Raw genomic sequence first — 16,383 nt, forward strand, 5'->3', positions numbered from 1 at the left:
AATAGTCCTGAGAAAATCAAAATAGAATATGTAAAAGACTGTTTAGCAGGTTCTGATAATTAATTGTAAGACCTAGCTATTTCTTGAACTTGGTCTAATACGCGTAATAAATTGCCTCCCCATAATTTAGCTATGTCTTCTTCGGGATAGTTTCTTTTAATTAATTCTCTGGTAACGTTACTAGTTTCAGAAGCATCTGACCATCCTTCGATACCGCCACCGCCATCAAAATCAGAGCTAATGCCTACATGGTTTATTCCTATTAGATTTACCATATAATCGATATGATTTACAAAATCGGAAACATTAACTCCTGTAGGAGCTTGTTTATCTTCTTTAGCTATAGTTTTTCCGATTTTAAGAATTTTAGGGTAATTCTCCATAAAATGAGCTCTCTGATGAGCGGATAAAGCAGAAAACTGAGATCTGTCATACCATTCTATTTCTAGAGAATCTGCCACTTTTTTATATATAATACGCATATAATCGGCCCTTTTATTATGTTTCTCTGTATCTAAATAAGAACTAAAAGCTACTGTTTGTACCACACCACCGTTATCTCTCATTAATAAAAGTTGTTCATCATCTAAATTTCTACTATGATTACATAATGCTCTTGCAGATGAATGAGAAGCTATAATGGGCGCTTTAGATAAAGCTATCATTTGTTTCATAGATTCTTTAGAAGGATGAGAAACATCAATCATAATACCCAATCTATTCATTTCTTTTACAGCTAATTTACCTAGATCACTTAAGCCATTATGCAACCAAACACTATCTTTTTCTCCGGTATTAGAATCGCAAAATTGACTATGACCATTATGGGATAGCGAAATATACCTAGCTCCCAAATCATAATATTTTTTAAAATTTCCTAAATCTTCTCCAATAGGATATGCGTTTTCAACCCCAATCATTGCTACTTTTTTACCCTTTTTGGTAATACTTCTAACATCTTCAGAACTCAGTGCAAGCTCTATTTTATCGGGTGCAATTTCATTACACAATTTATGGATGGCATTAAATTTACTTACCGCATTTTCTTTTGCTCTTTTATACCCATTTACGCTTAAAGAATCTTGACCAGTATAAACAATAAGCCAAGAAACGTCTAGACCTCCTTCTTCCATTTTAGGAAGATTCACTTGAGAATCTAACCGCTGTGTATAATTGATGCTATCCGTAAAATTAGCAACATTTATGTCGTTATGCGTGTCTATCGTAATTACTTGTTGATGTACTCTTTGCACTTTCTCTTCTAATGTTTCTTCCTTATTACTAGGGGATTCACCACATGAAAAAATAGGTAAAATGCAAAAAATATAGATAAAACGTTTCATTTATAAGAATTTTAGACCTACAATTTAGGCAATTTGACAACACTTTTTTACCCTTAGGGAACATTTTATTGCCTACTAGGCTTTAATAATGGAGTTTTAATGGATGCATAATAAGGTAAAAATAGGTTTTAGAAAGCGTTAACATAAAAAAAACAGCAAAAAAGAACCACTTATTATATTAATAAAAACACAAACCATTGAAAGCAAAAAGCCTACTAAACCAAATTTCTCGTTTAGAATCGTCATTACGTGAATTTTCATTCGATGAATTAAGTTCAGAAGAAGCTTCTAAACTCAAAAAATCTTTCTCTTCGTTTAAGAAAAACTTAGAAACTAAGATTTTTAACCCGCTTATTCCTGCATATTATGAAGATGTAATTATGCAAGAAGCATCTGGAGGATCTATAGGAGAAGTACCTCTAGAAAATACAAGTTCTGATGCCAATAAATTAATTGCAAATGTTAGCCATGAAATAAGAACTCCTTTAAACGGTATTATAGGTTTTGCAGATTTATTAAAAGAAAGTAAGCTTAAAGAGAAGCAGCTAGAGCAAGTAAATGCTATACAGTCTGCATCGTACTCTTTAATGGAAATCATTAATGAATTATTAGAATATTCTAAACTATCTGCAGGATTAGAGGAGTTTGAAAGTATTGATTTTAATTTTCATAGCCTCGTTAAAGACGCCACCTATCTATGCCAAACACTTATTGTTGACAAGAACATAAAATTACATACCAAATTAGATGAAGCAATTCCTGAAACACTCATAGGAGACCCATCGAAATTATCTCAAATCCTATTGAATATAATAGGTAATGCAATAAAATTTGTAGAAAAAGGAGAAATATGTTTAGAAATAACACTAAAAGAATTAATAAATAAAAAAGAATATGTAATTGAGTTTACTATTGCAGATACCGGTATTGGTATGTCTCAAAAACAATTGAGTCACATCTTTGACTCATATAAACAAGCAGAGCACGATACATTTACCAAGTATGGTGGTACTGGTTTAGGGTTAAGTATTGTAAAACAGATTATAGAAAAATTAGAAGGTAATATTCAAGTAGAAAGTAAAGAGGGTAGAGGTACCACTTTTAATTTTACACTTCCTTATATGGAAGGGGATGATTCTAAAGTCGTTAATAAAAATAAAAATACCATAAACCTTGAAAAAGGAAAACAACTGGTGAATGGCACCGGTATTTTAGTTTTTGAAGACAACCTATTAAATCAAAAATTGATTGAACAACGTCTAGGTTCATGGAATTGTAAAACTTACATAACAGATGATGCTAAATACGGACTTGAAATATTAAAAACCAAGAAAATTGATGTTGTTTTAATGGACCTTAAAATGCCTGTAATGAATGGATTTGAGGTTACTGAAAAAATAAGAAATAGTAAGAGAAAAGATATTAATCAAGTACCAATAATTGCCCTATCAGCAGACTTTAGCGCAAGAGATGAACAGCTCTGTAAAGAATACGGAATTAACGATTTTATATTAAAACCGTATAGTCCAGATGAATTATTAATAAAACTAGTTAAAAATAAAAATATGAAAGCAGTCTTAGCAGAAGAACCGCAGGTCTTTATTGAAGTACAGAAAGATTTAAATACTAAAAAGGATATAGACCTAACCCCAATCTGGAAAGAATGTATGGGGCAAATAGAATTATTAGATGAATTAATTCGTCTTTACAAGCAAAACGCATTAGAATTTATTGGTGTTGTAAAAGTACATTTAACTAATAATTCTTTTGACGACGTTTCTCTTGCCGCACATAAAATAAAGGCAGGCTTAGCCATGTTAGAAACAGAAAGCTTACTTGAAATTATTGTGCAAATTCAGAATAGTTGTAAGAACAATGTTGATAAAAAACATGTGGAGTTTTTATACAGCCGTTTTTTAATTGAGTATCCTAAAGTAGAACAAGAACTAGACGTTGCTTTAAATAAATTAAGAAAACAATAGAAACCAAGCATGACCAAAAAAATATTGCTTGCAGATGATGACCAACTACTTGTTTCTTTACTTCAATTTAGACTTAAAAAAGAGGGTTACCAAGTAACCTTTGTTAGTAACGGAAAGGAAGTAAAAGAATATTTAAGTAAAAGTATTCCAGATATTATTGTAAGCGATATAATGATGCCTTATTTCTCCGGAATTGAATTAGTAGATTTTGTGAGAAATGAACTTAAACTAAACATACCTATTATTATAATTTCCTCAGCAGGAAATGAAGAAAATGTTCTAAGTGCTTTTGAATTAGGAGCCAATGATTTTGTATCGAAACCTTTTAGTCCAACCGAATTATTATTAAGAATTACTAAAGAATTGAATAAATAAACATTGTTAAGTACAATTACGCGATATAGCCCCCAAGCGTTAATTACTGCGCCAAAAATACACACAGATCTACTATGGGACCTTTCCATATTATTTGTGAGCTTGGCAGCACTATATTTTATCGGTATATTCTACTTTAGGAACAAATTATCCTCTCAGAACAAAATTATAGACCAGAAAAAGAAAGATTTATCACCTATAATAAGTGAGTTTTTATTTTTTGAAGAAAATAGTTCTAAGGATGAAAAAACAAGCTATATAAAGCTTAAAATAGAAATTAGACAATTTTTAAAGGATACATTTAACCGAAGAATTCTTTCCGAAGTCTTATTGGATCTTGGTAAAGATGTCAGTGGAAAAATACAAAAATCTCTTTTTACGCTTTACAAAGAATTAGAACTACATAAAGACGCTTATAAAAAATTAGAAAGTTGGCGTTGGCAACTTATATCGAAAGGTATTTTTGAGCTTACACAAATGCATGTTGTAGAATCTTATGGGTTTATTACCAAATTTATTAATGATAAACGTGGTACTATCCGTAAACAAGCAGAGATAGCAACTGTTACCTTAAAACAGGAAGGTATTTCACATTTTCTAGACACAACCAAATATAGAATATCGGAGTGGCAGCAATTAAAACTGTTAGAAGTTCTTCGTAACCAAAAAGATTTTCAACCTCCAAAGTTTAAACAATGGCTAACATCTGGGAATAAACATGTGGTTCTTTTTTCTCTACGTTTAATTAAGCATTATAACCAAAACGATGCAGAGTTATCTATTATAGAATTGGTGAAACATAAAAACATCCAAATAAGAGAAGAAGCTATACAATGTATAAAAGAATTTGCATTCCTAAATGCTACAGAGACCTTAAAACTAGTTTTCTGGAACTCTTCGGCGAATACAAAAATTGCAATTTTAAGTGCATTAGCCGTAATAGGTACGGAAGACGATTTACCATTTTTAAGTCAAATAGAATTCAAAGAGCGTAATTTTTCTGTTAAGAGCAAAGCTCTAAGTACCATTAATGCTATTGCTCCAGAAAGTATATTACCTACAGAAGATATAGAAACTAATATACACCATAATATTCCGGAAGATCTAGAAACAGCGATTATGGAGGATAAAACTATAGATTCTAGTACCAAAACTATACAAAATATGGATACCGATAAAAAAGGGCAAGAGGCTATAGAAATAGAAAACGTAAAAGAAGTCATTCAAGAAATTAGAAAAGAAGAACTAAAATCTACTATTAAAGACCCCAACCCTAAAAAGGAGGATACTATAAATCTAGGTTTTCTTCCTATTATATCTAGCGAAGAACCTAAAGTTATCGAAAAACACAAGCCCTTAGATAATAATACAAGTAATGTTAAGGATATTATTGTAAACTTTCAAAAAGTAGTAGGTAAAAATATGAATGATTTAGAGGTGGTTTTTGAAATAGTAAAACCTCTCCTAAACACAAGCGATACAAAAGAATTTAAATTAGATTTTCTTCCTCTTGTTACTCTTAAGAAAAAAGAAAACACTCCAAGTTTAGATAATTTCTATAAACAAGTGCCAGATATAATTTATGATAATGAATTTTCTAAAGAGACAAAGAAAGAAACTGTAGTAAGCTTTATACCTGTTGTTTATGAAGAAGTAGCGTCCGTTAATAAACCCGTATCTATAGATGATATCGATGTTCTAAATATTAAAGAAATAGAAACTATTTATGAAGAAATAAAGATTACACCTAAGGAACCTGAAAAATCTAATAGTCATCCAGAAGTAATTAATTTAATGGAGTATGATGTAGATTTTACTACTGTATTACCTAAAAAAGAGGATAAGGAGGTTGTAAATAAGGACACCACTACGAATATTCTAAATAGTATTCCTAAACCCATTTTTTATAGTGATAAAGATTTAGAAATGATGGTAACCCTTGAAGATATGGTAACCTTTGGAGATGCAAGAGAAATTCCATTGTTACAAGAATTTTTAATAGAAGAAAACAATGATTCTATTAAAGAAAGAATTTTAGAAGTATTAGAAAAAATTCATCAAAAAAATGTTCAAAACATAGATGTTGATATGAAAGTAAAAGAAGAAGAATATATAAGTGAGGTAAACCTAATTGAAGAGTTATTTAGTAATTCTGATTCAGAGTCCAAACTTATATTACTAGATGAAATTGTTGCTGTCGGAGATAAAAAAGAGCTTAAACTTTTAAATAAGTTGTTAGGTGATCCAGATAATAATGTTCGACAAAAAGCTTTAATATGTATTGCTCAACTTCAAAATCAAATAAACATTAAAGAAGAAAAAGTGCTAAATCTAGTGTCTACAGAAGACACCCAGAGTACGGAACCTATTCCTTTGGAATATGCTTTTTTAAACGATTATGAAACAGAATTAAAGAAAAACAATATACAAGCTGCTAAAACAATAGAAGAGTCTATGCCAATTGCTATTGATACCGTAAATAAGAAAGAAGCTTCTTTCTTGGAGCAATTTTATACCTTCTCCTCTAAACTGTTCGAAAGACTAAATGGATAGTGGTTTTTTTAATATCATTTTAGAATATATAAACATTGTTTTTTTCTTGTTTACGGTTATCCTATTCACTTTTTTTATTGCGATGGGATATTTATCTACAAGAAATACCATACACTACAAGAATAAAAATAGCTTCGGAGACATGTCTAAACTAATGGCATCTCCTTTGGCTCCAAGTATTACCATAATTGCGCCAGCATACAATGAAGGAATGACCATTGTAGAGAATATTAGATCTCTAATGTCATTAAAATATGTGAATTACGAAGTCATGGTGGTTAATGATGGTAGTAAAGATGATACCTTACAAAAAATGATTGATGCCTATGACTTGGTTAAAATTGACCAAGAAATAGATCCCAATTGGAAGTCCAAACCTATACGTGGTATTTATAAATCTCCCCAAAGAGCATTTTCTAAACTTACCGTAATAGATAAAGAAAATGGGGGTAAGTCTGATGCCTTAAATACTGGTATGGCTCTATCTACCAATAAGTATGTTGGTTGTATAGATGTAGATTGCCTTTTGTTACCAGATGCCTTATTACATGTTGTAAAATCTTTTTATCAGCGTTCCGAAAAAAAGGTTATTGCTGTTGGTGGTGTTATTAGAGTAGCCAATTCTTGTGTCATTCAAGGTGGGCAATTAGAAGAAATTAAATTACCAACCAATTGGTTAGCAAGGTTTCAGTTATTAGAATATACACGTTCTTTTATCTTAGGAAGAATGGCGTGGGGAAGAATAGATAGCTTGTTAATCATCTCGGGTGCTTTTGGTTTTTTTGACCGTGAATTAGCATTAGCTGTAGATGGTTATGATACCAATACCGTAGGAGAAGATATGGAAATTGTCTTTAAAATGAGAAGGTATATGCACGATCGTAAAATACCTTATACCATAGAATATATTCCTGATCCTTTATGTTGGACCGAGGTTCCCGAAGATTTAAAAATACTTGTAAATCAAAGAGACAGATGGGCTAGAGGTAACCTAGAAACTCTTTTTAAGCACAAAGACATGTTCTTTAATCCAAAATACGGAAGATTGGGTATGCTTAGTTATCCGTATTGGTTTTTCTATGAATGGTTAGCTCCTATGTTAGAATTTTTTGGAATGTTAACTATTTTCCTATTTTTTTATTTAGGTATAATTAATTGGGATTTCTTCATTGCTATTACTGCGACAATTTACGTGTTTTCTATTATGTTTTCATTTTATGCTATTCTGTGGGATGTATACGCGTACAACGAATACAAAAAAACAAAAGACATTTTAATTCTAATGTTTTGTGCTATTGTAGAACCTATAACTTTTCATCCAATAGTAGTATTTGCTGCTATTCGTGGTAATTATAAAAAACTATTTAAAATTAAATCTGGTTGGGGATCCCAAGTACGAAAAGGATTCGCAAAAACAGCGTAAAATGCAAGTAGAACAAAACATACCAAAAAATAATACTCCAAAAAAGCTAAAGGATTTTATTCCTTTAGTACTTACTTTTTTTGGGGCATTAATTGTATTGTCATTCTACCAAAATTTGAGCCTTTATTTAAGTGGGGTTTTAGATACTGTAATTAATAAAAGCTTCTTTTTACTATTATTAAACCATACTGGTTATGTTGCTATAACCGCTCTTATTCTTTCCTTTTTGTTCAATTTTTTAGAGAATAAAAAACCGGAATTAGGCTATAAATCGGTGAAAATTATTTTAGTCTTTTTAATCATTGTTGAGGCTCTTTTAATACAATATTATGTGCAGAATTATGAAATATTAGGAACCGATATTCTTAGCCTTTCTAAATCGGACACAGTACTATTCTCTATAGCACCAGTAATTGGTCTTTTACTAATTTGCTTTAGTCTAAGTTATTACCTGCATAAGGTAACTTCTAGAGCGTATAGTATTATAAGTAGAATGTACCCTTTTACCATAATACTCTTCAGCTTATTTCTTGCAACCTTATATGCCAGTAAAAAACCTGTTAATGAAAATAAAACCAACCATTTAATTATTAGCTTAAAAGATTACATCTTAGAAAATAACACCTACGAAGGAACTTTAGAATACCCATTATTAAAAAGTAAATTGCCTAAAGATGTGTTAACTCCATTATTAAACTCAGCTCCTAGAAAACCAAATATTCTATTTATAATTATAGAAGGTTTAGGCTCCGATTTTGTGGGTGCAAATGCAAAATACAAAGGGTTTACACCTTTCCTACAAAGTTTAACAACCAAAAGTATCTATTGGGAGAACCATTTAAGTAATAGTGGCGAAAGTTTTGCTACTATTCCAAATATCGTTGGCTCTCTACCCTTTGGAAAAGAAGGTTTTACGAATTTAGAGAACTATACTCACAGAAATACATTATATAGTGTTTTAAAGAAAAACGGTTATATAACTTCTTTTAATTATGGAGGAAATAGTGCTCTTAATTACATGGATAAATTTTTAGATGAAGAACGTGTAGATCGTATTATTGATAAACAAGATTTTGGTAAAAATTATACGTTACAAGAGGAAGATGCTGCGGGTATTTCTTTGGGATATCCAGATACTGAAATGTATAAAAAATTTAATACAAGTTACTTTTCTAGTAAAAAACCAAGATTCGATGTTTTACTAACACTCAGTTCTAAAAACCCTTTTTTAATTCCTGGTCAAGATATATGTATAGAAAAGGTAGAGAAAAAATTAGAACAACTAAACCTAGATAAACGAGCAAAAAAACTGATTTCTAAAAACAAAGAATTATTAGCAAGTATGCTTTATACAGATAAAGCGTTAAAAGCTTTTATGGAATCTTACAAAAGTAAATCAGAATATAAGAATACCATCTTTATTATTACTGGTAGTCATAACACTACAGATCTTCCACAATCTAATAATTTACAGCGTTATAGAGTGCCTTTGCTTATTTATAGCCCATTACAGAAAGAGGCTAGAACAATACCATCTTTAACCTCGCATGCAGATATAGCTCCGAGCATACTGTCGTACCTAAATGCAAATTATAAATTAAACGTACCGAATCAAAATGCTTGGCTTGGAGATGCTTTAATACACAAAAGTACTTTTAGTACTTCCAAGCAGATACCACTTATTAAAAGACGTAATGCTATTGTAGATTATATTAAAGGTTCACATTTTATAAGTAAAAATAAGGTCTATGCATTAAATGAGAAATTAAACCTACAGATAGAAGAAGATGCCAACCTATCCAAAAAAATAGAACAAGATTTTAGTTTTTTTAAATCTGTAAATAACTACGTTACTAAAAACAATAAAATTATTCCAGATTCTTTATCCCTATACAACACAACTATAGCAGAATTATCTAAACAAGATAAAATATGGATAGAAAGTGTATTTAATGGAAAAGATTATGACAATGCATATATAACAGCTAGAAACCTTTCTTTTAATAAGGATTGGGATCGTTCTTTATTATTATGCAATCATATTTTATCTAAAATACCAAGGCACTCGGATACAGAAATTTTGGTTGGCAGGTTGCACGCTTGGAAAAAGGAATACACTACTTCTATGTTGTTGTTAGAAGAAGTAGTACGAAAATACCCAACCTACGATGATGGCTATTCTGCACTGTTAGATACTTACTACTGGTCTAATGAAAATGAAAGAGCCATAGAACTTAAAGAAAAAATAGAAGAAAACAATATTGATTCTAAAGAAGTAATTTCCAAAGTATTAAGAGCAATTACCCTAGTCTCTAAACAAAAAAATGTAGAAACCCAATTCTAATGCACCTATTAAAAACATACATTACTTTATTACTATACTTTTTTTGCATGTGTATTTCTGCACAAGAAAGTGCATACTCGGGAGACCCAGATACTTCTTTCATTACTGCTAGAGATTTGGCTTTCGCAGGAAACCGTACCGAAGCAAGAGATACATTATATCATATTTTAAGTGTTTACCCCGATTATACGGATGTTCGTATCCTTTTAGCCAAAACGTATACATGGGATGCAAAATATGATGATGCTAGAAAACACTTTAATAAAATAACCACCAAAGAAAAGGGAATTAAAGAAGTTTGGGTTGCTGCGATTAATAATGAGTTGTATTCCGAAAATTATGCCACCGCTTTAGGTTTATCTAACAAAGCATTAAATTATATAGAAGAAGACATAGACCTTCTAAAACAGAAGCAATATGCTATGGATGGAATAACCGGTGAATCGAGTATAGAAGAAGATACGTCCGAAGCAAAACAGGAAGAACCATTGCGTAACCAAATTGGTATTTCTAATAGTTTCGAGATTTTCGATGTGGCATATGACCCCATGTTTTATTCCAGTATAGAATATAAAAGAGAAACGCTTTCAGGACCTATTATTCCTAGAATTAATTATAGTAACAGGTTTAACACGCATGGTTTACAATACGAGTTAGATTTTTACCCCAAGCTATCCAAAATGTTTTATGGGTATTTAAATTATGGTTTTTCTAACGCTTCTATATATTCTAAGCACAGGGCAGGAGTAGAGGTATATGCAAATTATCCTAAAAATATGGAGCTATCTTTAGGAATACGATATATGGATTTTAAAACTATAAAAGCCACTATTATGACAGCTAGTGTAGGTTTATATAAAGGTAACTATTACTTTTCAGCTCGTCCATATATTACATCTATAAGCGGTAAAAATTTAGGGTTTTCAGGAACAGCACTTGCTAGAAAGTATCTTAGAGATAAGCAAAACTATCTTGGAGTAACTGCCGTAGTTGGATACTCATCAGAATTAAAACAATTACGTAATGCACAAGACACCTTATTGGCTGAAACCGTATTTTATGTAGAGTCGCAACAACTGTTATTCGAATATCAATTCACAGGAAAAAAGAACCCTAATATTTATAAGGCAAACTTAGGAATTGCGCATCAAGAACTTGTTTTTAACCCTGGGAAATTCTTTTGGTCTGTGTCGGCAGGTATAACATATCAGGTCAAATTCTAAAAAATTCGATGAACTGCATAAGTCAATAAAAGCTTATAAACACAAGGCTTAACGTGGCTTTTTGTCTAAACAAACACAAATTAGCAGCTTCACAACAAGTTTTGCTTAATACACCACAATTAATTGGTCTAAAGAAACGTTATAATTATGTTTACGTAGAAATTAAAACCCAAGTCTTAATACTAATTTTAACCATTTTTAATATGCTTTATGACACCTACGGAGAGGAATACTTAGCATTCCTTCAAGATTTAAACGAAATATTAAGTATTAATGAATTGGTAGAATTAGACTTTATGTAGTCTTATTAAACAAAAACTAATTTACCCTCTAAACCCCCAAATAATTATGGCAAACAAAAATCAAGACAACACAGCTTACTTAAGCTTCATTCAAAATTTAAATGAAATTTTAGTAGATTATAATATCAATAAACTTACATACTCTTAGTTATAGGGTACAAATCAATAATAATATAAGAGGCTGTCTAAAAAGGCAGCTTCTTTTTTTTGATTTAAATTTAGAGGTTCGTAACTTTAGTTATGATCAGAAAAGTAGTATGGAAGACCAATAATCAAGACCAGTTGAGTCCGCTTCCACCCAGTTATGATGATTTGGCACCCAAGAATCATCCCGTACGTATAGTTAATTAATTTTAGATTCGGTTAGATTTAAGCGTTTTAGAGAAGACCCATGGCTCACAACCTAAAAAAGGTAACCCTAAGAGCGTAAAAATTTCCTTGCTTTTTTACTCAATCTATTAATTGAAAACCAGAATTTATCTAATAAGCCAAAACTAAAAAAACCGCCTAAATGTTTTTAGACGGCCTCTTTTTATAGCAGTAAAATTACTAGTTAAGTAATTCGGCTACTTTTTGTTCTAAAGCATCTCCTCTTAGGTTCTTAGCTATGATTACGCCATTCTCATCTAATAAAAATGCAGCAGGAATAGCATCTACATTGTATAATTTAGCAATTTCATCATTAAAATAAGCTAGGTTAGATACTTGGTTCCATTCTAACTTGTCATCTAAAATAGCTTTTTTCCATTGTTCGCCATCTTTATCTAAAGAAACACCAATAATGTTCAAACCTTTCTTATGGTATTTTTTGTAAACAGCAAGAACATTAGGGTTCTCAGCTCTACAAGGCTTACACCATGCAGCCCAAAAATCTATTAAGGTAACTTTGCCTAGAATATCATTTAAAGCAATTTCTTTACCTTCTGGAGATTTTGCACTAAAGTTAGGTGCTTTTTTACCTACTGTTGTATTTTGTCCATTAGAAGCTTTTTCTTCTAAAAACGAAATGCGTTGTAAAACATTTTCGGCAACTTTGTTACTTTTAATTTCAGGAGATAAACCTTCATATAGCGCTTTTAGGTCTTCTGTAGGTACAACTCTAGAAGCTATTGCTTTATCAATTAATAATGCGGATATTAGCCCATTTGGATTTGCTTTTATATAATCAATTTCAAAATCCTTGTGTTCCTCTTGTAGTTCCTTCATTTCATCACTTAACGCGCTAATAACAGCATCATTCTTTTCTATATTAGCTTTCTGAAGGTCTTTTTGTATAGACATGGCTCTGTTAGACATTGCTAATGATTTTTCCATATAGTCAGAAAAAATATCATTCTGAATAGTTCCTTTTATTTTAGCAAGGTTTAAGCTGTCTTTTTGGGCTGAGATTTCAATTTCGCCATTTTCTAAAACAACAACAGTATAACCTGGAAGTTTATCTACGAAGATATAGTGAAGTTCTGGAGTTGTTGGTTTGCCAGAAAAAGTATAGGTGCCGCCTGTAGTTAAAACAGTATCTATGGCAACTGGTTGATTATTCTCTCCAATTTTTTTAAGTATAACTTGTGTGCCATCAGCAACGTCTCCTCTTAGAGTACCATTTATAACATAGCCCTCTGGTTTTTGGTTGCAGGCTATTAAGGTTATAATTAAAACTAGTGGCAAAAGAATTCTTTTCATAATGTTTTTTATTTTTAGATGTGGCAAATGTACTTATATATAAGAAATAAAAAAAGCCCTTAACATTTAGAGTTAAGGGCTTGTTTTTTATGAGGTTAGTAGATTAAAATTGATAGCGAACCCCTAAGGCTATATCAAAATCAAAATTATCAGAAAACCCGTTATAGCCAAGAATGCCAATTTCTGGTCTAAAGTCTAAAGAGAGTAGCAAGGGGAAATCAAAGTTGTATTCTATGCCTACATCTCCTGCCGCAAAAATAAAAACACCATCATTGTCATCATCACCATCATAATCGATATCATAATACCTATATCTAAAATCTACACTTCCAAGGCCACCACCAGCACCATAGTACCAATTAAAACCCTGGTCAATAGGGAATACCCATTGGTATAATCCTGCTAATTTAACAGCGTCGTAATTACGACTGTCTCTAAATCCTAAATCTAGTTCTAATCTATTGCTTCTAGATAGTAATTTTTGATAGGATATTTCAGCACCGAAACCATCGCTATCTCCTAAACGTAAACCAAGGGCATGGTCCGAAATTTCTTGAGCTTTTAAACTCAAGGTACTAAGGCAAAGTATTGCCATAAATAATTTGAACATTTTCATAGTATTTTATTTTCTATTAAAAAATGAGCTCTTGTGTAATGGGGCTCATACAATAAAAACTTAAATTTGTTATCAAAATTGTACTGCTTTGGATAAAATAATTTTAGAGGAATTAGGAGATAGATTAAAGGGGGAATTACAGATCGATAATTTAAGCAGAACATTGTATGCTACAGATGCTTCTGTTTATAGGAAAATTCCAATGGCAGTCGCTTTTCCAAGTTCAGTACCCGATATAAAAGAGCTAATACATTTTGCAAATACACATAAAGTGGGATTAATTCCTAGAACGGCAGGAACTTCTTTGGCGGGGCAATGTGTGGGAGACGGAATTGTTGTAGATGTATCTAAAAACTTTACAAAGATTGTTTCTTTAGACAAAGAGAAAAAGCAAATAACGGTGCATCCAGGTGTAATTCGAGATGAATTAAACTTATATTTAAAACCTTATGGTTTATTTTTTGGACCAAATACATCGACTTCTAATCGTTGTATGATTGGTGGTATGGTTGGTAACAATTCTTCAGGGACTACATCTATACAATATGGTGTAACTAGAGATAAGGTAGTTTCTTTAAAAACCATTCTTTCAGACGGCTCAGAAGTGGAGTTTAAAGCGCTTTCTAGTGCTGAATTTCAAAAAAAAATGGAATCAGATTCACTTGAAGCATATATTTACAAGAATATATATAAAGAGCTGAATAATAAAAGTATACAAAAAGAAATAAACAATGAGTTTCCCAAAAAATCTATTCACAGAAGAAATACAGGGTATGCTGTAGACGAGTTGTTAAATAATGCAGTTTTTGGAGATGCACAGGATGATTTTAATTTGTGTAAATTATTAAGTGGTAGTGAAGGGACACTTGCTTTTACGACAGAAATAACGGTTAAATTGGACGATTTGCCGCCTCCATTGTCGGCTATGGTTATAACGCATTATAATTCCTTAGAAGACTGTTTAACAGATGTCGTTCCTGTAATGGATTGTAATTTGCACCTCTGCGAAATGATGGATAAGGTTATTTTAGATTGCACTAAGAGTAACCGAGCACAATTAGTTAATCGGTTTTTTGTAGAAGGCGATCCAGAAGCTTTGCTTATGCTGCAGGTAAATGCCTATTCGGAAGAAGATTTAGATGAGCAAGTGAAAGGTGTACTTAGAAAAGTAAAAGAATCTAATTTAAGTTATGCGGAAGCTGTATTAAAAGGTGCAGATATAGCTAAGGCAGTTGCTTTGCGAAAAGCAGGACTTGGGCTTTTAGGAAATATAGTAGGAGACAAGAAAGCGGTTGCATGTATAGAAGATACGGCAGTTGCTTTAGAAGATTTAAAAGAGTTTATAGGGGAGTTTACTCTAATAATGAAAAAGCACAAGCAGCAAGCAGTATATTATGCGCATGCTGGTGCTGGGGAATTGCATTTAAGACCTATTCTTAACTTAAAGAAAAGCGAGGATGTAGGCTTGTTTAGGGCAATCACTACCGATGTGGCGGTTCTTACAAAAAAATACAAAGGTTCTTTTAGTGGGGAACATGGAGATGGTATAGTTAGAGCAGAATTTATTCCTTTAATGATAGGGGACAAAAATTATGAGTTATTACGAAGAGTAAAATCTTATTTTGACCCTAGTAACATTTTTAATCCAGGGAAAATAGTAGACGCTTATCCTATGGACGAATCTCTACGCTATGAAATAGGAAGAGAAGAGCCTCAGATTAAAACTCTTTTAAATTTTTCGGATAGTGAGGGTATTTTAAAAGCTGCAGAAAAATGTAATGGTAGTGGGGATTGTCGTAAAACACATCATATGTCTGGGGCTATGTGTCCAAGCTACCAAGCTACCAAGAACGAAAAAGATACTACACGTGGTAGAGCAAATGCTTTACGTGAATTTTTAACCACTTCGGATAAGAAAAATAAGTTTGATAGTAAAGAATTAAAAGAAGTATTCGATTTATGTCTCAGTTGTAAAGCCTGTTCTAGCGAATGCCCTAGTAATGTAGATGTGGCAACCCTGAAAGCGGAATTTTTGTACCAATACCAAGAGGTAAATGGGTATCCATTCCGTGCAAAATTGTTTGCGCATAGTACTAAGATGAATCGTTTGGGTAGTAAGGTTGCGAGACTTACAAATGCTATGTATGATTCTAATTTTATTAGTGGTTTAATAAAGAAAACCTCTGGGGTAGCTAAAGAAAGAACGCTTCCTAAAGTTTCAAGTTTTAATTTTAATAATTATCTTCAACTATTTAAAAATAAGACTACTATGTCTAAAAATGAGGTTGTCGTTTATGTAGATGAGTTTACGAGTTATTTGGATGTAGAATTAGGAAAGGATGCTATCGAAGTATTGACAAGATTGGGATATAATGTATCTCTTTTTTATGGCGAAAGCGGTAGAACGTATATTTCTAAAGGGTTCTTAAAGCAAGCCAAAATTTTAGCTTTAAAAAATATAGAAAAACTAAAGCCAATTGTTGCTAAGAATATCCCAATTGTTGGTTTAGAACCATCTGCTATTTTAACTTTTAGAGATGAA

The 16,383-nt window shown here is 31.7% G+C and carries 11 protein-coding genes; 8 read left to right on the forward strand and 3 right to left on the reverse strand.

What is annotated here, in order from left to right; translation table 11 throughout:
• Positions 1-59 precede the first annotated feature (59 nt).
• Positions 60-1,343: a dipeptidase gene (locus QZZ51_RS02365; protein ID WP_291865341.1), complete on the reverse strand. Its 1,284-nt coding sequence runs from the start codon at positions 1,341-1,343 to the stop codon at positions 60-62.
• A 197-nt stretch (positions 1,344-1,540) separates the two neighbouring features.
• Here QZZ51_RS02365 and QZZ51_RS02370 point away from each other — a divergent pair, with 197 nt between their 5' ends.
• The 7 genes from QZZ51_RS02370 (at position 1,541) to QZZ51_RS02400 (ending at position 11,545) form a co-directional block, all read left to right on the forward strand.
• Positions 1,541-3,325 carry an ATP-binding protein gene (locus QZZ51_RS02370; RefSeq protein WP_291865343.1) on the forward strand — a complete coding sequence of 595 codons (1,785 nt, stop codon included), beginning with the start codon at positions 1,541-1,543 and terminating at the stop codon, positions 3,323-3,325.
• A 9-nt stretch (positions 3,326-3,334) separates the two neighbouring features.
• The gene (locus QZZ51_RS02375; RefSeq protein WP_291865345.1) at positions 3,335-3,700 is read left to right on the forward strand and encodes a response regulator transcription factor; all 366 of its coding nucleotides are present in this window, start codon (positions 3,335-3,337) and stop codon (positions 3,698-3,700) included.
• A gap of 102 nt (positions 3,701-3,802) precedes the next feature.
• Positions 3,803-6,253, forward strand: a complete 2,451-nt coding sequence (locus tag QZZ51_RS02380) for a HEAT repeat domain-containing protein (protein ID WP_291865348.1) — start codon at positions 3,803-3,805, stop codon at positions 6,251-6,253.
• Positions 6,246-7,676: a glycosyltransferase gene (locus QZZ51_RS02385; protein WP_291865351.1), complete on the forward strand. Its 1,431-nt coding sequence runs from the start codon at positions 6,246-6,248 to the stop codon at positions 7,674-7,676. The genes QZZ51_RS02380 and QZZ51_RS02385 overlap by 8 nt, the downstream gene beginning before the upstream one ends.
• 1 nt (position 7,677) lies before the next feature.
• A complete protein-coding gene (locus QZZ51_RS02390) occupies positions 7,678-10,020 on the forward strand; it encodes an LTA synthase family protein (RefSeq protein WP_291865353.1) in 2,343 nt (780 codons plus the stop codon).
• A gap of 47 nt (positions 10,021-10,067) precedes the next feature.
• Positions 10,068-11,243 (forward strand): YaiO family outer membrane beta-barrel protein, encoded by a 1,176-nt coding sequence (locus QZZ51_RS02395; RefSeq protein ID WP_291865356.1) that lies wholly within the window; start codon positions 10,068-10,070, stop codon positions 11,241-11,243.
• Between the two features lie 53 nt (positions 11,244-11,296).
• Positions 11,297-11,545 carry a hypothetical protein gene (locus QZZ51_RS02400; RefSeq protein WP_291865358.1) on the forward strand — a complete coding sequence of 83 codons (249 nt, stop codon included), beginning with the start codon at positions 11,297-11,299 and terminating at the stop codon, positions 11,543-11,545.
• 549 nt (positions 11,546-12,094) lie between these two features.
• Here the strand turns inward: QZZ51_RS02400 and QZZ51_RS02405 are convergent.
• Together QZZ51_RS02405 and QZZ51_RS02410 are read right to left on the reverse strand one after the other, a co-directional pair.
• Positions 12,095-13,225 carry a TlpA disulfide reductase family protein gene (locus QZZ51_RS02405; RefSeq protein WP_291865361.1) on the reverse strand — a complete coding sequence of 377 codons (1,131 nt, stop codon included), beginning with the start codon at positions 13,223-13,225 and terminating at the stop codon, positions 12,095-12,097.
• 103 nt (positions 13,226-13,328) lie between these two features.
• On the reverse strand, positions 13,329-13,841 hold the full coding sequence (locus QZZ51_RS02410) for a hypothetical protein (RefSeq protein WP_291865362.1): 513 nt from the start codon (positions 13,839-13,841) through the stop codon (positions 13,329-13,331).
• 88 nt (positions 13,842-13,929) lie between these two features.
• Between QZZ51_RS02410 and QZZ51_RS02415 the strand changes: the two genes are divergently transcribed.
• The coding region (locus QZZ51_RS02415) for an FAD-binding and (Fe-S)-binding domain-containing protein (RefSeq protein WP_291865365.1) at positions 13,930-16,383 on the forward strand (2,454 nt) is incomplete at its 3' end.

The organism is Maribacter sp. (genome assembly GCF_016744255.1).
GTDB lineage: Bacteria > Bacteroidota > Bacteroidia > Flavobacteriales > Flavobacteriaceae > Maribacter_B.

Bases quoted from the DNA above. Each gene is read 5' to 3' on its own strand.
- QZZ51_RS02375 (WP_291865345.1), top strand. From the start codon at position 3,335: ATGACCAAAAAAATATTGCTTGCAGATGATGACCAACTACTTGTTTCT.
- QZZ51_RS02410 (WP_291865362.1), bottom strand. From the start codon at position 13,841: ATGAAAATGTTCAAATTATTTATGGCAATACTTTGCCTTAGTACCTTG.
- QZZ51_RS02395 (WP_291865356.1), top strand. From the start codon at position 10,068: ATGTGTATTTCTGCACAAGAAAGTGCATACTCGGGAGACCCAGATACT.
- QZZ51_RS02385 (WP_291865351.1), top strand. From the start codon at position 6,246: ATGGATAGTGGTTTTTTTAATATCATTTTAGAATATATAAACATTGTT.
- QZZ51_RS02365 (WP_291865341.1), bottom strand. From the start codon at position 1,343: ATGAAACGTTTTATCTATATTTTTTGCATTTTACCTATTTTTTCATGT.
- QZZ51_RS02390 (WP_291865353.1), top strand. From the start codon at position 7,678: ATGCAAGTAGAACAAAACATACCAAAAAATAATACTCCAAAAAAGCTA.
- QZZ51_RS02405 (WP_291865361.1), bottom strand. From the start codon at position 13,225: ATGAAAAGAATTCTTTTGCCACTAGTTTTAATTATAACCTTAATAGCC.